17 protein-coding genes are annotated in these 22,901 nt (G+C 39.3%); 15 read left to right on the top strand and 2 right to left on the bottom strand.

The window, feature by feature from the left end; genetic code table 11:
• Positions 1 to 187 precede the first annotated feature (187 nt).
• From tal to dnaJ, 5 genes are all read left to right on the top strand, one after another.
• Positions 188 to 1,141, top strand: coding sequence for a transaldolase (gene tal / locus GWI59_RS15670; RefSeq protein WP_075674224.1), 954 nt, complete (start codon positions 188 to 190; stop codon positions 1,139 to 1,141).
• A gap of 183 nt (positions 1,142 to 1,324) precedes the next feature.
• Complete coding sequence (locus GWI59_RS15675) at positions 1,325 to 2,308, top strand: SEL1-like repeat protein (protein ID WP_109848424.1); 984 nt, start codon at positions 1,325 to 1,327, stop codon at positions 2,306 to 2,308.
• A gap of 223 nt (positions 2,309 to 2,531) precedes the next feature.
• The gene (gene mog / locus GWI59_RS15680; protein WP_006535239.1) at positions 2,532 to 3,119 is read left to right on the top strand and encodes a molybdopterin adenylyltransferase; all 588 of its coding nucleotides are present in this window, start codon (positions 2,532 to 2,534) and stop codon (positions 3,117 to 3,119) included.
• A 482-nt stretch (positions 3,120 to 3,601) separates the two neighbouring features.
• Complete coding sequence (gene dnaK, locus GWI59_RS15685; protein WP_109397101.1) at positions 3,602 to 5,527, top strand: molecular chaperone DnaK; 1,926 nt, start codon at positions 3,602 to 3,604, stop codon at positions 5,525 to 5,527.
• A gap of 104 nt (positions 5,528 to 5,631) precedes the next feature.
• Positions 5,632 to 6,771, top strand: a complete 1,140-nt coding sequence (dnaJ, locus tag GWI59_RS15690) for a molecular chaperone DnaJ (protein WP_072063726.1) — start codon at positions 5,632 to 5,634, stop codon at positions 6,769 to 6,771.
• 76 nt (positions 6,772 to 6,847) lie between these two features.
• On the opposite strand, the gene GWI59_RS15695 is transcribed toward dnaJ, so the two are convergent.
• Entirely contained in the window at positions 6,848 to 7,693 is an 846-nt protein-coding gene (locus tag GWI59_RS15695; protein ID WP_115065084.1) for a DMT family transporter, read from the bottom strand.
• A 442-nt stretch (positions 7,694 to 8,135) separates the two neighbouring features.
• On the opposite strand from GWI59_RS15695, the gene nhaA reads away from it, so the two are divergent.
• Together nhaA and nhaR are read left to right on the top strand one after the other, a co-directional pair.
• Complete coding sequence (nhaA, locus tag GWI59_RS15700) at positions 8,136 to 9,314, top strand: Na+/H+ antiporter NhaA (protein ID WP_006535229.1); 1,179 nt, start codon at positions 8,136 to 8,138, stop codon at positions 9,312 to 9,314.
• Positions 9,315 to 9,505: 191 nt separating this feature from the next.
• The gene (gene nhaR / locus GWI59_RS15705) at positions 9,506 to 10,426 is read left to right on the top strand and encodes a transcriptional activator NhaR (RefSeq protein ID WP_109848427.1); all 921 of its coding nucleotides are present in this window, start codon (positions 9,506 to 9,508) and stop codon (positions 10,424 to 10,426) included.
• A gap of 74 nt (positions 10,427 to 10,500) precedes the next feature.
• Here the strand turns inward: nhaR and rpsT are convergent, their stop codons facing one another.
• Positions 10,501 to 10,761 (bottom strand): 30S ribosomal protein S20, encoded by a 261-nt coding sequence (rpsT, locus tag GWI59_RS15710; RefSeq protein WP_004248964.1) that lies wholly within the window; start codon positions 10,759 to 10,761, stop codon positions 10,501 to 10,503.
• Positions 10,762 to 11,191: 430 nt separating this feature from the next.
• Between rpsT and ribF the strand changes: the two genes are divergently transcribed.
• From ribF to carB, 8 genes are all read left to right on the top strand, one after another.
• Positions 11,192 to 12,133, top strand: coding sequence for a bifunctional riboflavin kinase/FAD synthetase (gene ribF, locus GWI59_RS15720; protein ID WP_072063723.1), 942 nt, complete (start codon positions 11,192 to 11,194; stop codon positions 12,131 to 12,133).
• A 29-nt stretch (positions 12,134 to 12,162) separates the two neighbouring features.
• Positions 12,163 to 14,973: an isoleucine--tRNA ligase gene (gene ileS, locus GWI59_RS15725; RefSeq protein ID WP_072063722.1), complete on the top strand. Its 2,811-nt coding sequence runs from the start codon at positions 12,163 to 12,165 to the stop codon at positions 14,971 to 14,973.
• A gap of 3 nt (positions 14,974 to 14,976) precedes the next feature.
• Positions 14,977 to 15,492: a signal peptidase II gene (lspA, locus tag GWI59_RS15730; protein WP_072063721.1), complete on the top strand. Its 516-nt coding sequence runs from the start codon at positions 14,977 to 14,979 to the stop codon at positions 15,490 to 15,492.
• Between the two features lie 70 nt (positions 15,493 to 15,562).
• Complete coding sequence (fkpB, locus tag GWI59_RS15735; protein ID WP_006535221.1) at positions 15,563 to 16,033, top strand: FKBP-type peptidyl-prolyl cis-trans isomerase; 471 nt, start codon at positions 15,563 to 15,565, stop codon at positions 16,031 to 16,033.
• The gene (gene ispH / locus GWI59_RS15740; RefSeq protein ID WP_023580932.1) at positions 16,014 to 16,967 is read left to right on the top strand and encodes a 4-hydroxy-3-methylbut-2-enyl diphosphate reductase; all 954 of its coding nucleotides are present in this window, start codon (positions 16,014 to 16,016) and stop codon (positions 16,965 to 16,967) included. Before fkpB ends, ispH begins: the two co-directional genes overlap by 20 nt.
• Before the next feature lie 232 nt (positions 16,968 to 17,199).
• Complete coding sequence (gene dapB, locus GWI59_RS15745) at positions 17,200 to 18,021, top strand: 4-hydroxy-tetrahydrodipicolinate reductase (protein WP_161725075.1); 822 nt, start codon at positions 17,200 to 17,202, stop codon at positions 18,019 to 18,021.
• Between the two features lie 434 nt (positions 18,022 to 18,455).
• Complete coding sequence (gene carA / locus GWI59_RS15750; RefSeq protein WP_072063719.1) at positions 18,456 to 19,619, top strand: glutamine-hydrolyzing carbamoyl-phosphate synthase small subunit; 1,164 nt, start codon at positions 18,456 to 18,458, stop codon at positions 19,617 to 19,619.
• A 17-nt stretch (positions 19,620 to 19,636) separates the two neighbouring features.
• On the top strand, positions 19,637 to 22,864 hold the full coding sequence (gene carB / locus GWI59_RS15755; RefSeq protein WP_161725077.1) for a carbamoyl-phosphate synthase large subunit: 3,228 nt from the start codon (positions 19,637 to 19,639) through the stop codon (positions 22,862 to 22,864).
• Positions 22,865 to 22,901: the final 37 nt, after the last annotated feature.

A 22,901-nucleotide genomic window follows, 5' to 3' on the forward strand; every position in this document is an offset into this window, starting at 1 on the left:
AATTTAAACGATTCAGTCTGTGGTTTTCTTCTGTTTTTTTCCGCTTTTATTTTGCGAAAACGTTTGGCATTCAAATAATTGCTTTGTATGAATCTAAGCGTCTTGTAGTGTGAGCAGTCCATGTTATTATCAATAGATATCCGCAGGTGACTGCAAACAGATTTACCTAGTAGATGAGATAAACAAAATGACCAACAAATTGACTTCTTTGCGTAAGCTGACAACTGTTGTTGCTGACACTGGTGACATTGCAGCAATGAAACTGTATCAGCCACAAGACGCAACTACCAACCCATCTTTAATTTTAAATGCAGCTCAAATTCCTGAATATCGTAAATTAATTGATGAAGCGATTGAATGGGCGCGTTCACAAAGCGATTCTCGTGAACAACAAATCGTTGATGCTTGCGACAAACTGGCAGTAAATATCGGTTTAGAAATTTTAAAACTGATCCCTGGTCGTATTTCAACAGAAGTTGATGCACGTCTTTCTTACGATACTCAAGCGTGTATTGAAAAAGCACGCCATTTAATGAAACTTTACAATGATGCGGGTATCAGTAACGACCGTATTCTTATCAAATTAGCATCTACTTGGCAGGGTATCCGTGCCGCAGAGCAATTAGAAAAAGAAGGTATCAACTGTAACCTGACTTTACTGTTCTCTTTTGCTCAAGCGCGTGCATGTGCTGAAGCCGGTGTTTACCTGATTTCTCCATTTGTTGGTCGTATCATGGATTGGTATAAAGCCAATACTGATAAAAAAGAATTTGCTCCAGCTGAAGATCCAGGTGTAATTTCTGTTACTGAAATCTATAACTATTACAAACAACACGGTTATAACACTGTAGTTATGGGCGCAAGTTTCCGTAATATAGGTGAAATTTTAGAATTAGCCGGTTGTGACCGTTTAACTATTGCTCCAGCACTGTTAAAAGAATTATCAGAAGCTGAAGGTGAAGTTGAACATAAATTATCCTATAAAGGTGAAGTGAAAGCGCGTCCAGAAGCTATCACTGAAGCTCAATTTTATTGGGAACACAACGCTGATCCAATGGCAGTAGATAAATTATCTGACGGTATTCGTAAATTTGCTGTCGATCAGGAAAAATTAGAGAAAATGATTGCGGATTTATTATAATTCGTCGTTAAATTCTTATAAAAATCTTAAATACCCATCTTATATAGATGGGTATTTTTATTTTTTTCTTCTCAAAATAACATTTAAGTAAATTTTAAGATTAAATTGATTGGAATATATTATTTATCCAGTAATAATTATAAAAATAAATTATTAAAATACTCTATTTATTATTGGTGAATTATGAAAAAGATTGTCTTGGCAACGGTACTTGCATCGTTATTTTTCGGTAGCGCTGCAATGGCAGAGAGCAAAACCGCTTTCTCTTTACCTGCAATTGAAAAAAGTGCTGAAGGTGGAAACGCTGCATCCCAGTATCAATTGGGCGTAAAATATGAGAACGGGGAAGGTGTTGAACAAGATGCACAAAAAGCGCTGGAATGGTATATCAAAGCTGCTGAGCAAGGTCACGCTGAAGCACAGTTAAATTTAGCACTTATGTATGACATGAGTGATTATATTGATCGTGATGCAGAAAAAGCAGTCTATTGGTATAACAAAGCGGCTGTTCAAGGTGTCTCTTTAGCCCAATATAATCTTGCTGTTTCTTACGATGATGGTGATGGTGTAGAACAAGACCACGAGAAAGCCGTGTATTGGTATACTAAAGCCGGTGAGCAAGGTGATAGTGATGCACAATACAATCTCGGTATCTCTTATGATGAAGGTATCGGTGTAGCGCAAGATCATGAAAAAGCGGTTGTCTGGTATACAAAAGCAGCAGAGCAAGGCCACTCTGATGCGCAATATAATCTTGCTGTCTCTTATGATGACGGTGAAGGTGTAGAGCGTAACGGCACTAAAGCTGTTTTCTGGTATACCAAAGCAGCAAATCAAGGTAATCGTGATGCGCAAAATAACTTAGGCGTAATGTACGATGAAGGCGACGGTGTTGCTAAAGATGCACGTAAAGCGGTTGAATGGTATAGAAAATCAGCTATTCAAGGTAATGGTTTGGCACAAAACAATCTGGCTTTAAACTATTACTACGGTAAAGGCGTTAAACGTGATTTGAAAGAAGCTTACGCATGGTTCGCTGTTGCTGTTGAAAATGGTGATGGTGATGAAGCTATGCTAAAACGTACTGCTCGTGCATTAAATGCAGCACAATTAGCTGAAGCGAAAAAATTAGCAGCTTCTTATATTGCTAAATATATTGATGAGTAATATTAATTAATATTATTCAAGATGAAAGAGAGGGAGCTTATGCTCCCTTTTTTATTTTAGTTAAAGCCGAATAAAAATAGATTGTTATCATTTCTTTATTATTTATTCTCAATAATCAAATATTAAATATCAGTAATATATTGAGATTCTTTTTAATTCTCTTGTGTTCTCATGGTAATATCTGCGCGCAAGTTAGACGGTGATTGATTAATTGAGGTTTGATATGAACGAATTACGCATAGGGTTAGTTTCTGTTTCTGATCGCGCATCCAGTGGGATTTATGAAGATAAAGGCTTACCCGCTTTAGAAGCTTGGCTAAAAGCCGCATTAATAACGCCTTTTCATATCGAATCCCGCTTAATTCCTGATGAACAACTTATGATTGAGCAAACATTGTGTGAACTAGTTGATGAAGCTGGTTGTCATTTAGTGTTAACTACAGGGGGAACGGGGCCTGCTCGCCGTGATGTTACGCCTGATGCCACATTAGCAATTGCCGATAGAGAAATGCCAGGTTTTGGTGAGCAGATGCGTCAAATTAGTTTGAAGTTTGTACCTACCGCTATTTTATCTCGCCAAGTTGGTGTTATCCGTAACCAAGCGTTAATTCTAAATCTACCAGGCCAACCTAAAGCCATTGCAGAAACGTTAGAAGGATTAAAAGATAACGAGGGTAATGTGATTGTTAGCGGTATTTTTGCCAGTGTACCGTACTGTATTCAATTGCTTGATGGCCCTTATGTCGAAACTAATGAAGCTATAGTTGCTGCGTTTAGGCCTAAATCAGCCCGCCGTTCTACTTCAGCGTAAATAATTTAAGAGGTTATTTTTGTCGTCAACTTCTGACTAGGAAACGTGCTAGCTAAGTTGGGATAACACAAAAGTAACCTTATATTTATTTGATATTTTTATTGTTGAAGTTAAAAAACCTTGTTTTTCAAATAATTACAAGCCTTTTTTAAAGACTGATCTTAAAAATAATTTCAGATAAGTCATAATATTATTTGTATTTAATATAACATATTGAAAAATAATAATTTTTAATTCCCTTCTTATTATCAAACACAAATTTTTCGCATTTTTTGCATTTTTTTTCATTATTCCCCTTGATGAATGTATTTATGACCCCATCTTCTTTTCAACTGCAATTACCACTATTGAGTTGCGTTGATTTTATATCCGCTTCGAGATGATGTTGTTAAGTCTATTAATTTGTGACTTGAAAAATGAATATTCATCCGCATATAGATTGGTAGTCAAATTGATAAAGAATTCTCTTTGGAGGCGTTTAAATGGGTAAAATTATTGGTATTGACCTGGGTACAACTAACTCTTGTGTTGCTGTAATGGACGGCAAAAATGCCCGGGTTATTGAAAACGCTGAAGGTGATCGCACAACGCCTTCAATCGTTGCTTATGCACAAGATGGTGAAATCTTAGTTGGTCAACCTGCAAAACGTCAGGCTGTCACTAATCCACAAAATACTTTATTTGCCATCAAGCGTTTAATTGGTCGTCGTTTTGAAGATGCTGAAGTTCAGCGTGACGTTGCTATCATGCCTTACAAAATCGTAAAAGCTGATAACGGTGATGCTTGGATTGAAGCGCGTAACGAAAAAATGGCTCCACCACAAGTTTCTGCTGAAGTCCTGAAAAAAATGAAGAAAACAGCAGAAGACTATTTAGGTGAAGCAGTTACTGAGGCAGTAATTACCGTTCCTGCTTACTTTAACGATGCTCAACGTCAAGCAACTAAAGATGCGGGCCGTATCGCAGGTCTTGAAGTTAAACGTATTATTAACGAACCAACAGCGGCTGCTCTGGCTTATGGCTTAGATCGTGAAGTGGGTAACCGTACTATCGCAGTTTATGACTTAGGTGGTGGTACATTCGATATCTCTATCATCGAAATCGATGAAGTTGATGGCGAAAAAACCTATGAAGTTCTGTCAACCAATGGTGATACTCACTTAGGTGGTGAAGACTTCGATAGCCGTTTAATTAACTACTTAGTTGATGAATTTAAGAAAGAACAAGGCATTGATCTGCGCAATGATCCATTAGCAATGCAACGTCTGAAAGAAGCAGCAGAAAAAGCGAAAATCGAATTATCTTCTGCACAACAAACAGATGTTAACTTGCCATATGTCACAGCGGATGCAACAGGCCCTAAACACTTAAATATCAAAGTAACTCGTGCAAAATTAGAATCTTTAGTTGAAGATTTAGTTAAGCGTTCAATGGAACCAGTACGTGTTGCATTAGAAGATGCTGGCCTGAAAGTAAGTGAAGTTAACGACGTTATTCTGGTTGGTGGTCAAACTCGTATGCCAATGGTTCAGAAAACTGTTGCTGATTTCTTTGGTAAAGAGCCACGTAAAGACGTTAACCCTGATGAAGCGGTTGCAATGGGTGCTGCTGTTCAAGGCGGTGTATTAGCGGGTGATGTTAAAGACGTTCTGTTACTTGACGTAACTCCACTGTCTTTAGGTATCGAAACAATGGGTGGTGTAATGACTTCCCTGATTGCGAAAAATACCACAATCCCAACTAAACATAGCCAAGTGTTCTCTACCGCAGAAGATAACCAATCTGCTGTAACTATTCACGTATTACAAGGTGAACGTAAACGTGCTAGTGATAACAAATCACTGGGTCAATTTAACTTAGATGGTATTCAGGCTGCGCCACGCGGTATGCCACAAATCGAAGTGACTTTTGATATCGATGCTGATGGTATCTTGCATGTATCAGCGAAAGATAAAAACAGTGGTCGTGAGCAAAACATCACAATCAAAGCATCTTCTGGTTTAAATGAAGATGAAATCCAAAAAATGGTTCGTGATGCAGAAGCAAACGCAGAAGCTGACCGTAAGTTTGAAGAATTAGTACAAACTCGTAACCAAGCAGACCAATTAGTTCACGGTACACGTAAACAAATTGAAGAAGCGGGTGATAAATTACCAGCGAATGATAAAGAAGCTATCGAAAAAGCGGTAAGCGAGTTAGAAATTGCTTCTAAAGGCGAAGATAAAGACGCTATTGAAGCAAAAATTAAAGCATTAGTTGAAGCTTCTGAAAAACTGCTAGAAATCGCACAACAACAAGCTCAAGCAGGCGCAGCAGGTAATGCCGCAGATGCGGATGCAAGTGCGAAGAAAGATGATGATGTTGTCGATGCAGAATTTGAAGAAGTTGACGGCAAAGACAAGAAATAATGCCCTTAACGGGCCACGGTAACTCACTGTGAATAGTTACTGATACCGAACACGGGCGTCGAGGAAACTCAACGCCCGTGTGCTTATGTCAAGGGTAATCTAGAATGGCAAAAAGAGATTTTTACGAAGTTCTCGGTTTAAGCAAAAACGCCGATGAAAAAGAAATTAAACGTGCATATAAGCGTTTAGCAATGAAATATCACCCAGACCGAAATCAAGGTGATAAAGAGTCAGAAATAAAATTTAAAGAAATCAAAGAAGCCTATGAGATCTTAAGTGATGCTCAAAAGCGCGCTGCTTATGATCAATATGGTCATGCTGCATTTGAACAAGGTGGATTTGGTGGTCAAGGCGGCGGTGGCTTCGGTGGCGGAGCTGACTTCGGTGACATCTTTGGCGATGTATTTGGCGATATTTTTGGTGGTGGTCGCCGTCAACAACGCGCAGCGCGTGGTTCTGACTTACAATACAACATGGATCTAACCCTTGAAGAAGCGGTTCGTGGTGTTACTAAAGAAATTCGTATACCAACACTAGAAACATGTGACAAATGTCATGGTAGCGGTGCTAAAGAAGGTACATCAGCAGAAACCTGTTCTACTTGTCATGGCGCTGGTCAGGTTCATTTACGTCAAGGTTTCTTCACTGTACAGCAAACATGCCCAACTTGTCATGGTCGCGGTAAAGTGATTAAAGAGCCTTGCTCTAAATGTCATGGTGATGGTCGTGTTGAACGTTCTAAAACACTGTCTGTCAAAATTCCGGCCGGTGTTGATACTGGCGACCGTATTCGCTTAAGTGGTGAAGGTGAAGCTGGTGAAAACGGTGCACCTGCAGGTGATTTATACGTACAGGTTCATGTTCGTCAACATCATATTTTTGAACGTGATGGCAATAATCTTTACTGTGAAGTCCCTATTAACTTCGCCATTGCTGCTTTAGGTGGTGAGATTGAAGTCCCAACACTTGATGGCCGTGTGAAACTTAAAATTCCAGCAGAAACACAAACTGGCAAAATGTTCCGCATGAAAGGTAAAGGTGTTAAATCAGTACGTAGTAGTAGTATTGGTGACTTGATGTGCCGTGTTGTGGTTGAAACACCTGTTAAACTCAATGAGAAACAAAAAGAGTTAATACAACAATTGGGTGAATCATTCGGCGGAAAGAGTGGTGAAAAAAATACCCCTCGTTCTAAAACTTTCTTAGATGGTGTGAAAAAATTCTTTGATGATTTAACCAAATAATTTTTCCTATCACCTTCAAAAAGGCCTGATGATAAATCCTATATCATCAGGCCTTTTTATTTAATGATGTTTAATATTATCCCATTTTGATAGCAACAATACCCGCTAAAATCACTAAACACGCCAATAGTTGTTTACGGTTAAATTGCTCTTTTAACAGATAGACAGATAAGATCATGGCAAATAATACACTGGTTTCTCTTAAAGCAGCCACAAGTACGATAGAAGCATGACTCATTGCCCATATCACAATTCCATAGCTTACCAATTGCATAAGCCCACCTAAAAATGCGGGTTTCCAATAATCCTTTATTTTGGTTTTTAAATGCTGGCGATAACGGAGCCAAGCAAGTAAATACATTGCGATGCCATTTAAAAAGAAGAGCCATAAAATATAAGCAAATGGTGTTTCACCTACACGAGAGCCATTCCCATCAGATAAAGTATAACTTGCGGTAAATAATGCGGTCAGCAGAGCAAAAAAGAGTGCATCTTTACGTAAGTTAAACGCCGCTATTTTCCTACTGCGTGAGATAAGGATAATACCCAAAATGATAAGTAAAATGCCTAGTAAGCCAGTGATTGGTAGTGTTTCATGAAAGAGAAAAAAGCCAAGAAAAGCAGTCATTAATGGCGCACTACCACGAGAGATAGGATAGACCTGATTAAAATCAGCCAAGGTATAACAACGGCTTAAAGAGAGTGTGTAACCCACATGAAATAAAACAGAAAGGGCAAGCCATTTCCATGCGCCAACATCAGGGAGTCCGATCCAAAATAGGGCGGGTAATGTTACAACACCAGAAAAAAAAGTCAGTAGCGAGATCCCTAGAAATCGATCATTGCCTACTTTAACTAATGCATTCCAACATGCATGAAAGATAGCAGCAAATAAAACGGCAATAAAAACAGTAATCGACATATTGATAGAAACCTTAATGAAAAAAGGGTAATTTTTAATAAAACAATAGCACAATAGTCAAACAGTAAATATGCGACTACTTCTTTTTATCTTCTGAGCTGGTTCAAAAGGTGAAGAATAGCAGTTCTCTTTATTCAGTAATAAAAATTGATATGTTTGATCTATTTTATCAATTGGTATGATTTATCAAAAAAGATACTTGTTTTTACTTAATTATAAAAAATATTATTTATATTCAATGTCTTATTTTTGGTGTTCTTAATTCTTGTTGTTTTTGTTTTATTGAAAAATTATGTTGATGAATTGATACTATTCATCTTATTTTTCTTATTATTTCTTTTTCAATTCGAGTAATTCGAGTTATTATCCATAAATAATCTGTTTTTTACGAATTCATAATTAGCATATTATTAACAAGATTAGTGATTTCGAGGTTAATATTATGACGGCAATTATTAGACAATTTTTGAGATTAGAGGCATCAGGCGGTATTCTTCTGATTATTGCTGCTATTATCGCATTGATTATGGCGAATACACCTCTAAGTGCTTTGTATAATGAGTTTTTATCTATTCCTATTATGATCAAATTCGGCGCGTTCGAACTTGATAAGCCATTATTGCTTTGGGTAAATGATGCATTAATGGCGATCTTTTTCTTAGTGGTAGGACTGGAAGTTAAACGCGAATTAAAAGAAGGTTCTTTGGCTCAGCGTGATAGAGCCATTTTCCCAGCAATAGCTGCAATGGGAGGGATGTTAGCACCGGCATTGGTTTATTTGATGTTTAATCATACTGATGCCATTGGACAGCAAGGATGGGCAATTCCAGCAGCAACAGATATTGCTTTTGCTTTAGGTGTTATGGCGTTACTTGGCAAGCGTGTCCCTGTTGAGTTAAAAGTATTCTTATTAGCATTAGCTATCATTGATGACTTAGGCGTTATTGTGATTATTGCGCTCTTTTATTCAAAGAGTATTGCACTAATTCCTCTCGCTCTGGCTGGTTTGATAGTGATTACTCTGGGCATAATGAATTGGCGTAAAGTGGGTAATACGGCTGCTTATTTAATTCTTGGGTTCATCTTGTGGGTGTGTATTTTAAAATCAGGTATTCATGCAACGATTGCTGGTGTGATTGTTGGATTTCTCATCCCGTTAAGAAATAAAGAAGGTGATTCTCCTTCTGAAGAATTAGAACATGTGTTACACCCTTGGGTTGCCTATTTTATTTTACCGCTATTTGCATTTAGTAACGCAGGGGTTTCTTTAAATGGCGTAACCTTTGATGGCATATTATCTGCTTTACCGTTGGGTATTGCGTTAGGTCTATTTTTAGGTAAGCCGATTGGAATTTTCCTCTTTAGTTGGGTTTCGGTAAAACTAGGCATTGCAAAATTACCAGATGCGATTAACCTTAAACAAATATTTGCAGTATCTGTGCTATGTGGTATCGGTTTTACTATGTCTATCTTTATTGCTGGATTAGCATTTGATGGCGCGGATGAAGCTTATAATACCTACTCTAAGCTTGGTATTTTAGTGGGTTCAACAGTAGCCGCTGTTGTGGGGTATTTGTTACTTCGTTCTGTTTTACCGAAGTTAAAAACGAAATCAATATAAGGAAACTTATCACGGATTTGAGTTTCTCAACACAATAAATACCGAGCTATAATATTTAAACCTACGGTGCAATACAGTGTATTGTGCCGTAGGTGTTTTTATGAGGATTGGATGCAAGGAAAGCCAATCGCAAACTAATGCGTTATTACATAGTCTGTGTTTGAAACACAGAAGTTGAAAGGAAGATAACTATGCGGGTGTCACATCTCAATTTTAATCATCTTTATTATTTTTGGCATGTGTGTAAAGAAGGCTCTGTTGTCGGTGCGGCGCAAGCGTTGTATCTGACACCTCAGACAATTACAGGGCAAATTAAAGCATTAGAAGAAAGATTGGGTGGCAAGTTATTTAAACGCCAAGGAAGGGGGGTTGTTCCTTCAGAATTGGGTCAGCTCATTTTTCGTTATGCCGATAAAATGTTTATGCTCAGCCAAGAAATGCTGGATATCGTCAACTACAGTCGTGAATCGAATTTACTGTTTGATGTCGGTGTTGCGGATGCATTATCAAAACAATTAGTCAGTCGCGTATTAGAAACGGCAGTAATTGATAATGAGCAAATCCATCTGCGTTGTTTTGAATCTACTCATGAACTGTTATTAGAGCAATTAAGTCAGCATAAACTGGATATGATCTTATCCGATTGTCCTGTGGATTCGTCGCAACAAGAAGGTCTGTTCTCTGTAAAACTTGGCGAATGTAATATGAGCTTTTTTTGTAGCCACCCTCTTCCCGAAAAACCGTTTCCTGAATGCTTAGAAGAGCGAAAGCTCCTCATTCCGGGACGTCGATATATGTTAGGTCGTCATTTATTAACATGGATACGTAATAAAAACCTTCAAGTGGAAATATTGGGTGAGTTTGATGATGCGGCATTAATGAAAGCATTCGGCTTAAATTATAATGCTATCTTTGTAGCGCCTTCGCTGTATACCGATGAAACTTTTGCTCATAGTAATATTGAAGAAATTGGGATGCTTGATACGGTAAAAGAAGAGTACTACGCAATTTTTGCAGAGCGAATGATCCAACATCCCGCGGTTCAACGTGTTTGTAATACTGATTTCTCAGAACTTTTTAATGGAGATAAAAAGCGCGTTACAAATCCATAAATGGGTTGCGGTTAAAAAGTAGAAAACAAAAAAACCGGCATGAGCCGGTTTTTTTATAACACAAGAAAGCAATATTACATTGCTTTGATTTGTGCTTGCAGATTAGCTTTATGACGTGCAGCTTTATTCTTGTGAATTAAGCCTTTAGTTGCCTGACGGTCAACAATTGGTTGCATGTCATTAAATGCTTTTTGTGCTGCTTCTTTATCACCTGAAGCAACTGCTGCGTATACTTTTTTAATGTAAGTACGCATCATAGAACGACGGCTTGCGTTGTGCTGACGACGCTTTTCAGACTGAACCGCACGTTTCTTAGCTGATTTGATATTAGCCAAGTTCCAACTCCCAAATATATTCTAGCGAGGACAAATACAAAGGTGAAGGAATATGCCTTTTCAACCTAAGTTTGTCAATGGATTTATACAAAATTAGCGTCGTTGTACGCGACACTTGTTTCGTTGTGATGGCGCAAGATTTTATCAGTTAAGACGGGTAGAATACAGTCTTTTGAGTGAAAAAATCATCAAAATCGTGTATATGAGTAATAAATAATAGATTCTAATAGGATCTACGGTTGATTTTATGCGATTTTATAACCAAGAAGTGAGTGATAGTCCATTTTTGTTTAATGTGAGTAGTCACATTTAAGAATAATAGTGAATCGACTTGTCGAGATATTACTCATCAATAAACATTGATATATTGGGTTACTCTCAAGCCTTTGACAAGGTATAATCCAATAATTTCCACGGTATTGAGCCAGTTATGGAGCTAATTCGCGGTATACAGAATATTAGAGCGCTACATCATGGTTGCGTTCTGACAATTGGGAATTTTGATGGTGTCCATCGGGGCCATCAGGCATTATTGAAACACTTGAAGCAAGAAGCTTCACAACGAGGGTTACCCACGGTTGTGATGACATTTGAGCCTCAACCGCTTGAGTTTTTTTTACCAGAAAAAGCACCAGCACGTCTGACTCGTTTACGAGATAAGATAAAGTATTTGGCTGAATGCGGTATTGACTACCTTTTGTGTGTCAAATTTGATAAACAATTTGCGGCACAAACCCCAGAGGAATTTGTTTCATCACTATTGGTGAATAAGTTAGGGGTGAAATTTCTTGCTATTGGCGATGACTTTCGCTTTGGCAAAAACCGTGAAGGTGATTTTCACTTCTTACAACAAGCTGGTGAAAGGTATGGATTTGAAGTCGCAAGTACAGAAAGTTATTGCGATAAAGGATTACGTATCAGTAGCACTGCGGTAAGAGAAGCGTTACTCAATGATGATTTAGTTCTTGCTGAATCACTACTAGGCCATCCTTACAGTGTCTGTGGGCGTGTTGTTCATGGTAATGAATTGGGTAGAACCATTGGTTTTCCGACAGCCAATATTCCTATGAAACGCTTAGTTGCACCCGTTAAAGGCGTTTATGCCGTTGATGTCTATTTATCAGATAATCAATCACCTTTACCCGGTGTGGCAAATATCGGAAGTCGTCCTACTGTAAAAGGGAAGGGCGTACAATTAGAAGTTCATTTAATCGACGTTAATATGGATTTATATGGACGTCGTATTGATGTTGTGTTACGAAAGAAATTACGTAATGAACAGCGATTTGCATCACTGGATGCATTAAAGCAGCAAATCGCAGATGATGTGGCTACTGCTAGGGATTTTTTATCGCAGCGGTCGGAGTCATAAACTAGCGGAAAATTGGAACTGAGAATCGAATGAGTGACTATAAAAATACCCTGAACTTACCAGAAACAGGGTTCCCTATGCGCGGGGATTTAGCAAAGCGCGAGCCAGAGATGTTATCCCGTTGGTACAAAGAAGGTTTGTATCAAGCAATTCGTCAGGCTAAAAGTGGTAAGAAAACATTTATTTTGCACGATGGCCCTCCATACGCCAACGGCAATATTCATATTGGTCACTCAGTAAACAAAATTCTCAAAGATATTATTATTAAATCCAAAGGGCTGTCAGGCTTTGATTCTCCGTATATTCCAGGATGGGATTGTCACGGATTACCTATTGAACTAAAAGTTGAACAAATCGTAGGTAAACCAGGAGAGAAAATATCTGCAGCGCAATTCCGCGAGGAATGCCGTAAATATGCTTACGAGCAAATTGAAGCACAGAAAAAAGATTTTATTCGTTTGGGTGTTCTAGGAGATTGGGAAAAGCCTTATCTTACAATGGACTATAAAACGGAAGCGAATACTATCCGTGCGTTAGCGCGCATTATCGCAAATGGACACCTGTTAAAAGGGGCTAAACCTGTTCACTGGTGTACTGCATGTGGTTCATCACTGGCAGAAGCCGAAGTTGAATATTACGATAAAACTTCACCTTCGATTGATGTGCGTTTCACTGCCGTTGATCCAAACGCAGTTGCTGCAAAATTCCATGCAACAACAGATAAGCCTATTTCTTTGGTTATCTGGACAACAACGCCTTGGACGTTACCCGCTAACCGTGCTATCGCCTTAAATGCAGAATTTAATTATGCCTTAGTCTCTTTTAATGACGAGTGTGTGATTTTAGCCTCTGACCTTGTTGAAGGTGTAATGAAGCGTATTGGCGTAACAAGCTGGACTGTTTTAGGCGAATGTAAAGGTGCTGATTTAGAGCTATTGCGATTTAATCATCCATTTATGGGCTTTGATGTACCTGCAATTTTAGGTGATCACGTTACTTTAGAGGCGGGTACAGGTGCTGTTCATACTGCACCAGGCCACGGCCCTGATGATTTCGTTATTGGTCAAAAATACGGTTTAGAAGTCGCAAATCCAGTTGGCCCAAATGGTTGTTACTTAACAGGTACTTATCCAACATTAGATGGTGTTTTTGTTTTTAAAGCAAATGATGTCATCGTTGAATTGCTAAAAGAAAAAGGTGCTCTGTTACATCACGAAGCATTGCAGCACAGTTATCCTTGCTGTTGGAGACATAAAACGCCGGTTATTTTCCGTGCTACACCACAATGGTTTATTGGTATGGATAAAAACGGTTTACGTCAACAATCATTAAAAGAGATCAAAGGTGTTAAATGGATCCCTGATTGGGGTCAAGCACGTATTGAATCAATGGTTGAAAACCGCCCTGACTGGTGTATTTCTCGTCAACGTACTTGGGGTACGCCAATGTCTCTGTTTGTTCATAAAGAGACACAAGAGCCACATCCACGTACTTTAGAGTTGATGGAAGAAGTGGCAAAACGTGTTGAAGTGAGTGGCATTCAAGCGTGGTGGGATTTAGATATCCGTGAAGTGTTGGGTGATGACGCTGACGATTACATGAAAACGCCAGATACACTGGACGTATGGTTTGATTCAGGATCAACACACTCAACAGTTGTTGATGCTCGTCCAGAATACCATGGCAATTCAGCTGATATGTATTTAGAAGGCTCTGACCAACACCGTGGTTGGTTTATGTCCTCACTGATGATCTCGACGGCAATCAAAGGTAAAGCGCCTTATCGTGAAGTGTTAACACACGGTTTTACCGTAGATGGACAAGGTCGTAAAATGTCTAAATCTATCGGTAACACAGTAAGTCCACAAGATGTGATGGATAAACTGGGTGCTGATATCCTACGTTTATGGGTTGCATCAACAGATTACACAGGTGAAATCGCCGTATCTGATGAGATCTTAAAACGTTCTGCGGATACTTATCGTCGTATTCGTAATACCGCGCGTTTCTTCTTAGCTAACTTGAATGGATTTGATCCTGCAAAACACCAAGTTAAACCAGAAGAGATGGTAACACTTGACCGTTGGGCTGTAGGCCGTGCGAAAGCAGCACAAGCTGATATTCTAAAACACTATGAAAATTACGATTTCCATAATGTTATTCAGCGCTTAATGCAGTTCTGTTCAGTGGAAATGGGGTCTTTCTACTTAGATATCATCAAAGACAGACAGTACACTGCGAAAAGCGATAGTGTTGCTCGTCGTAGTTGCCAAACTGCGTTATTCCATATCTGTGAAGCATTAGTTCGTTGGATGGCGCCCGTTATGTCGTTTACCGCAGATGAGATCTGGAATGAGTTACCAGGTGAACGTGCAAAATATGTCTTAACGGAAGAATGGTATACCGATTTATTTGGCTTAGATGCGTCAGAAACCTTAAATGATGACTACTGGGCTGAATTACTTGCTGTTCGTGGTGAAGTCAACAAAGTATTAGAGCAAGCTCGCACAGATAAACAACTGCGTGGCTCTTTAGAAGCATCAGTAACACTGTATGCAGATAAAGCTTTAGCCGATAAGTTAAATGCGTTAGGTAACGAACTGCGTTTTGTTTTATTAACATCTCAAGCGAAAGTGGTAGATATTAATGAAGCACCAGAAACGGCATTAGCTTCTGATATGGCGGGTTTAAAAATCGCCTTTAACAAAGCAGATGGCGAAAAATGTCCTCGTTGCTGGCATTATGCGACAGATATCGGTCAAGTAGCGGAACACGCTGAATTATGCGGACGCTGTGTTACTAACGTAGCCGGTAACGGTGAAGAACGTAAGTTTGCTTAATTAATGAAGAAAACACTTTGCTCTACAGGTTTACGCTGGCTATGGCTAGCCGTCGCTGTAGTGGTGTTGGATTTAGGAACGAAACAGTATTTCATGCAGACATTTCGTCTGTATGAATCTGTTGCTGTGATGCCTTTTTTCAACTTCACTTACGCCCATAACTATGGTGCAGCCTTTAGCTTTTTAGCAGATAAAGGGGGATGGCAACGTTGGTTTTTTGCACTGATTGCATTGGCAATCTGCATTACTTTATTAGTAATGATGTATAAAAATAAAGCGAGTGCCAAACTAAGTAACGTTGCTTATGCGCTCATTATTGGCGGAGCATTGGGTAATCTTTCTGATCGTCTGATCCATGGGTTTGTCATCGACTTTCTTGATGTTTATGTCGGAGATTGGCACTGGCCTACCTTTAATATTGCTGATATGGGGATTTGTATTGGTGCTGGACTTATTATTATTGAGAGTTTTTTCCCTGATAAAAATGTCAGTCCACAGGATACAAAAAAGCAAAAGTAATCAGATAAGAAGTTAACTAAAATAACCCCTGCCTTATGGCGGGGGTTACGCTTAATAAGAAGGTATTAGTATGGTTATGCAGGTACTCAACGACAGCGCAGTGTTGCTGAATTTCACTTTAAAGTTAGCAGATGGCTCTGTTGCTGAATCTACACAAGCGCATGGTAAACCCGCTCTTTTTCGTTTAGGTGATGAAAGTTTATCACCAGCCTTAGAAGCTGAATTATTGGGATTATCTACGGGAGATAAAAAAACCTTTACGCTTGCGGGTGAGCATCTTTTTGGTAAATACAATCCTGACTTGATCCAATACTTTATGCCTTCTGACTTTGCAGAGTCTGGTGTGCCTGAGGCTGGCACTATTATGCTATTTACAGCAATGAATGGCAGTGAAATGCCAGGCATTGTAAGAGATGTCACTGAAGATTCTGTAACAGTTGACTTTAATCATCCGTTAGCGTCAGAAGAAGTGACATTTGATATTGAAGTTGTCTGTATCAATCCGGAGGAGGAAACAACACATGCAAATACTGCTGGCTAACCCACGAGGCTTTTGTGCTGGTGTTGACCGAGCTATCAGCATTGTTGATCGCGCTCTGGAAATCTATGGCGCGCCTATTTATGTTCGCCACGAGGTTGTTCATAACCGCTATGTCGTTAACGACTTACGTGAACGTGGTGCTATCTTTATTGAAGAAATTTCAGAAGTACCCGATAACGCGATTTTAATTTTTTCGGCTCATGGTGTTTCTCAAGCTATTCGGCAAGAAGCTCGCTCACGTAATTTAACAATGCTTTATGATGCAACTTGCCCATTGGTGACTAAAGTTCATATGGAAGTGGCTAGAGCTAGCCGTAAAGGTAAAGAAGCAATTTTAATAGGTCATGCAGGACACCCTGAAGTTGAAGGCACCATGGGGCAATACAATAACCCTGAAGGGGGAATGTATTTGGTTGAGTCGCCTGCTGATGTTTGGAAATTAGAAGTAAAAGATGAAGATAATCTTTGCTTTATGACTCAAACAACACTTTCTGTAGATGATACATCTGAAGTGATCGATGCTTTAAATGCACGCTTCCCTAAAATTATTGGGCCTCGTAAGGATGATATCTGTTACGCAACAACCAATCGTCAAGAAGCGGCAAGAGAACTTGCTGAAAAAGCGGATGTTGTTTTTGTTGTTGGCTCTAAAAACTCATCAAACTCAAATCGCTTAGCGGAGCTTGCACAGCGAGCGGGTAAGCCTTCTTATCTTATCGATAGCTTTGAAGATATTGATGAATCATGGGTCGCTAATGCAAATATTGTTGGTGTTACAGCAGGCGCTTCAGCGCCTGATATTTTAGTTCAACAAGTATTAGAACGTTTAAAAACCTTTGGTGCTGATGATGTGGTCGAATTATCAGGGCGTGAAGAAAATATTGTTTTTGAAGTCCCTAAAGAGCTTCGTCTCGATTATAAAGTTATTGAATAATATCACTTAAGTGTAATGGTGAATTTAAAAAGCAGAGTGAATAACTCTGCTTTTTTATGCTAAAAGTTAAGTTAAATGAATAATCATGCTATTCATCTCTTTTACTGATAATCACTAGGGTTTTGTGTGTTTTTCTTATCTTGAACGTTAAATGCTGGCATCAAGTGGATGACCTCGCTAATCTGTAAACAATAAATAGAGATCATAAGTATTGTTTAGGAGAAATTTAGTTATGTCTGCGAAAGAACTTCGTCTTGCTGTTGTTGGTGCGGGTGGTCGTATGGGGCGCCAATTAATTCAGGCAATTTCTCAACAAGAAGGAACTGTGCTAGGTGCTGCTTTTGAACGTACAAATTCTTCATTAATTGGCTCAGATGCGGGTGAATTGGCTGGCATTGGTCATATCGGTGTCACGGTAACTGATAACTTATTAGCACAAGCTAATGCATTTGATGTATTAATTGATTTTACACGCCCCGAAGGAACGCTTTCTCATATTGAATTTTGTGTAGAACAACAAAAAGGCATGATTATCGGTACGACTGGCTTTGATGATGAAGGCAAAAAAGCGATTGAAAATGCAGCTAAAATTATCCCAATTGTATTTGCTGCTAACTTTAGTGTTGGTGTCAATCTGGTGCTTAAATTACTTGAAAAAGCCGCTAAAGTGATGGGTTCTTATAGTGATATTGAAATTGTAGAAGCGCACCATCGCCATAAGGTTGATGCCCCATCAGGTACTGCATTAGCAATGGGGGGATCTATTGCAGAGGTACTGGGTCGTGATCTTAAAGAGTGTGCCGTTTATGAGCGAGTAGGGCATACGGGAGAGCGTGACCCTCAAAGTATTGGTTTTGCTACTATTCGTGCGGGGGATATTGTGGGTGAACATACTGCGATTTTTGCCGATATTGGTGAAAGAGTCGAGATAAGCCATAAGGCTTCTAGCCGAATGACATTTGCAAATGGTGCGGTAAGGGCAGCTATTTGGTTAAGTTGTAAAAAATCAGGTCTATATAATATGAAAGATGTGCTTTCTTTAGAAGAATTGTGATTTTTTATTATTTTTAACTATATGAAAACTCATAATTATTTGTTTAATTGTGGGTTTTTTTATTTGATTTTTTGTTTTTATTCTGTTTGTTCTTATTTGTGTTATTTATCTCTTATTTTTTCTGTTTTTTTTCTAAAAATAGAACATATCACGCCGTATTTTCTTTTAAAATTTCATTTTTAAATTATCTTGGTAAGCAAACGGTTAAATCTGTAAGATTTGTTGTGTTAATTGTCACTTGGTTAATTAAATTGCTAATGATTGATATTTTTTTAATTAAAAAGGTGTTTTTTCTAGACATCTGCCCATTCGATCTTTAGAATGCGCCCAATTTGCCAAAAATTTGCCCAATTTTATGTTTTTGGCATTGATTTAGAGTCTTAAATCTGAATTAATATGCATGAAATGTGATTTATTATTCTCTGGAGGGCGTTTTGATTAAATCAGCTATACTGGTTCTAGAAGATGGGACCGAATTCCACGGCAAGTCGATTGGCGCAGAAGGCGCCGCCATCGGTGAAGTCGTTTTTAACACTTCAATGACTGGTTATCAAGAGATACTAACCGACCCGTCTTACTCCCAACAAATTGTTACTCTCACCTATCCCCACATTGGCAACACCGGCGTTAATCATTCAGACGAAGAATCAGAAACTATTCATGCTCAAGGCTTAATTATTCGTGATTTGCCATTAGTGATGAGCAATTATCGTGCTCAAGAAACATTATCTGATTATCTTAAACGCCATAATATTGTTGCAATTGCAGATATTGATACACGTAAGTTAACGCGCTTATTGAGAGAAAAAGGCGCACAAAATGGCTGTATTATCGCCGGGGATCGCCTTGATAGCCATGTTGCGCTCGAAAAGGCTAAATCATTCCCGGGTTTAAAAGGCATGGATTTAGCCAAAACAGTAACCGTTAAACAACCTTATCAGTGGACTCAAGGCAGTTGGACGTTAGAAAATGGATTACCAGAGGCTAAATTGGCGGCTGAATTGCCATTGCATATTGTGGCATATGATTTCGGTGTGAAACGTAATATTTTACGCATGTTAGTTGATCGTGGATGTCGAGTGACTGTTGTGCCTGCACAAACGCCAGCGCAAGATGTTTTAGCGCTTTCACCTGATGGTATTTTTCTTTCAAATGGCCCCGGGGATCCAGAGCCCTGTGAGTATGCCATTAACGCCATTCAAACCTTTTTAACTACTGATATTCCGGTATTTGGTATTTGTTTAGGGCATCAGCTATTAGCATTAGCGAGCGGTGCAAAAACCATCAAAATGAAATTTGGTCATCATGGTGGTAACCATCCGGTTAAAGATTTAGATAAAAATACGGTGATGATCACAGCGCAAAATCATGGGTTTGCTGTTGATGAAACATCTCTTCCCGCCAATTTACGTGTGACACATAAATCTCTGTTTGATGGTTCTTTACAAGGCATTCATCGTACAGATAAACCAGCATTTAGTTTCCAAGGCCATCCAGAAGCCAGCCCTGGGCCACATGATGCCGCACCTCTTTTTGATCACTTTATCGAGCTAATCGCGCAATATCGTCAAAACCTGCAATCAGTAACAACAAAATAAATCAGGAGCGAAAGAAAATGGCTAAAAGAACAGATATCAAAACAATCCTGATTTTAGGTGCAGGGCCGATTGTAATCGGACAAGCGTGTGAATTTGATTATTCAGGCGCTCAAGCATGTAAAGCTCTACGTGAAGAGGGATATCGAGTTGTTTTGGTAAATTCAAATCCTGCAACCATTATGACCGATCCTGAAATGGCCGATGCAACGTACATTGAGCCTATTCACTGGCAAGTTGTGAGAAAAATTATTGAAAAAGAGCGCCCTGACGCGGTATTACCGACAATGGGTGGGCAGACAGCACTGAACTGCGCTTTAGAATTGGAGCGCCAAGGTGTTTTAGCTGAGTTTGGTGTCACCATGATTGGGGCAACAGCTGATGCGATTGATAAAGCAGAAGATAGGCAACGCTTTGATAAAGCGATGAAAAAAATCGGCTTAGATACTGCTCGTTCAGGTATTGCACATAATCTTGATGAAGCTTTTGCTGTCGCTGAACAAGTTGGTTTTCCTTGTATTATTCGCCCTTCATTCACGATGGGCGGAACGGGTGGCGGTATTGCCTATAATCGTGAAGAATTTGAAGAAATCTGTATTCGTGGTTTAGATTTATCACCAACCAATGAACTATTAATTGATGAATCACTGATTGGTTGGAAAGAGTACGAAATGGAAGTCGTGCGTGATAAAAACGACAACTGCATTATCGTCTGCTCTATCGAAAACTTCGATGCAATGGGAATTCATACGGGGGATTCCATTACTGTCGCGCCAGCACAAACACTTACCGACAAAGAATATCAAATTATGCGTAACGCCTCGATGGCAGTATTACGTGAGATAGGTGTTGAAACGGGTGGCTCTAATGTTCAGTTTGCTGTTGATCCTAAAACAGGGCGTTTGATTGTTATTGAAATGAATCCTCGAGTGTCACGCTCTTCTGCCTTGGCATCCAAAGCAACAGGTTTTCCAATTGCTAAAGTTGCCGCAAAATTAGCAGTAGGTTATACCCTCGATGAGCTGATGAATGACATCACAGGAGGAAGAACTCCTGCTTCTTTCGAGCCTTCTATTGATTATGTTGTGACAAAAATCCCTCGCTTTAATTTTGAAAAATTTGCAGGAACCAATGACAGATTAACTACGCAAATGAAATCTGTTGGTGAAGTGATGGCAATCGGTAGAACGCTACAAGAATCTATGCAAAAAGCGTTACGAGGCCTTGAAGTTGGGGCAACGGGTTTTGATCCTAAAGTTGATTTAGACGACCCTGAAGCATTAACCAAAATTCGTCGAGAGCTAAAAGATGCAGGTTCTGACCGAATTTGGTATATCGCAGATGCTTTCCGAGCAGGGCTGTCTGTTGATGGTGTGTTTAACCTTACTAATATTGATCGTTGGTTCTTAGTTCAAATTGAAGAAATTGTTCGTCTTGAAGAAAAAGTTGGTGAAATAGGCATCAACGGGTTGAGTGCTGATTTCTTACGTCAGCTAAAACGTAAAGGCTTCGCTGATGCGCGTTTAGCAAAAATACTTAACGTAAAAGAGCACGTTATTCGCCAATTACGAGAACAATATCAGCTACATCCAGTCTATAAACGTGTTGATACGTGTGCGGCAGAATTTGCGACAGATACAGCTTATATGTACTCGACTTATGAAGAAGAGTGTGAGGCAAATCCCCATCAAAACAAACCTAAAGTCATGATCTTAGGTGGGGGGCCAAACCGCATAGGCCAAGGAATTGAATTTGATTATTGCTGTGTACATGCGGCGCTTGCGTTACGTGAGGACGGTTACGAAACCATCATGGTGAACTGTAACCCTGAAACGGTTTCAACAGATTATGACACTTCTGACAGACTCTATTTTGAACCTGTCACATTAGAAGATGTGCTTGAAATTGTACGTATCGAAAAGCCGAAAGGGGTCATCGTGCAATATGGTGGGCAAACCCCACTGAAATTAGCAAGAGCGCTAGAAGCTGAAGGTGTGCCAGTCATTGGTACAACACCAGATGCTATTGATAAAGCCGAAGATCGTGAACGCTTCCAAAAAGCCGTTGATAAATTAGGCTTAAAACAGCCTGAAAATGCTACTGTAACAGCGTTAGAAGAGGCGGTAGAAAAAGCACAATTGATTGGTTATCCACTGGTAGTTCGCCCTTCTTATGTCCTTGGTGGGCGCGCAATGGAAATTGTTTATGACGAAGTTGATTTACGTCGCTATTTCCAAACCGCTGTCAGTGTGTCAAACGATGCCCCTGTCTTATTAGACCGTTTTCTTGATGATGCGATTGAAGTCGATATTGATGCGATTTGTGACGGCAAACAAGTCGTGATTGGCGGTATTATGGAGCATATCGAACAAGCAGGTGTTCACTCCGGTGACTCAGCTTGCTCATTGCCTGCTTATACCCTAAGTAAAGAAATTCAAGATGTGATGCGTAAACAGGTTCGTGAACTTGCTTTTGAGTTAGGTGTAAAAGGGTTAATGAATGCACAATTTGCGGTGAAAGGTGATGATGTTTATCTCATCGAAGTCAATCCTCGAGCTGCTCGAACTGTGCCTTTTGTGTCAAAAGCTACGGGTGTGCCATTAGCTAAAGTTGCTGCGCGTGTCATGATTGGCCAAAGCCTTGAAGAGCAGGGTGTAACAAAAGAAGTTATTCCCCCTTATTACTCAGTAAAAGAAGTCGTTTTACCTTTCAATAAGTTTGCAGGCGTTGATCCGATTTTAGGGCCAGAAATGCGTTCAACAGGTGAAGTGATGGGCGTTGGAACAACCTTTGCACAAGCTTTTGCTAAAGCGATGTTGGGTAGCAACTCTACCATGAAGAAAAAAGGTAGAGCACTTCTTTCTGTGCGAGAGGGTGATAAAAAGCGTGTTGTTGATTTGGCGACGAAATTACTAAAAAGTGGATTTGAATTAGATGCTACACATGGTACAGCTATTGTATTAGGTGAAGCAGGAATAAATCCACGTTTAGTCAATAAAGTGCATGAAGGGCGACCGCATATTGAAGATAGAATTAAAAATGGTGAATATGACTATATTGTGAATACCACTTCTGGTCGTCAAGCCATTGAAGATTCAAAGATTATTCGTCGTAGTGCATTAAGATATAAAGTCCATTATGACACGACATTAAATGGTGGATTTGCGACAACACTGTCATTAACGGCAGATCCTACAGCGGATGTGATATCAGTCCAAGAGATGCATAAAAATATAAATAAAGCTTAAGTTTATTTATTGTTGTCATAATAATCCCGAATATAAG

It is taken from the genome of Proteus sp. G2673 (assembly GCF_009915125.1).
In the GTDB taxonomy this organism is placed as follows: Bacteria; Pseudomonadota; Gammaproteobacteria; order Enterobacterales; family Enterobacteriaceae; genus Proteus; species Proteus penneri.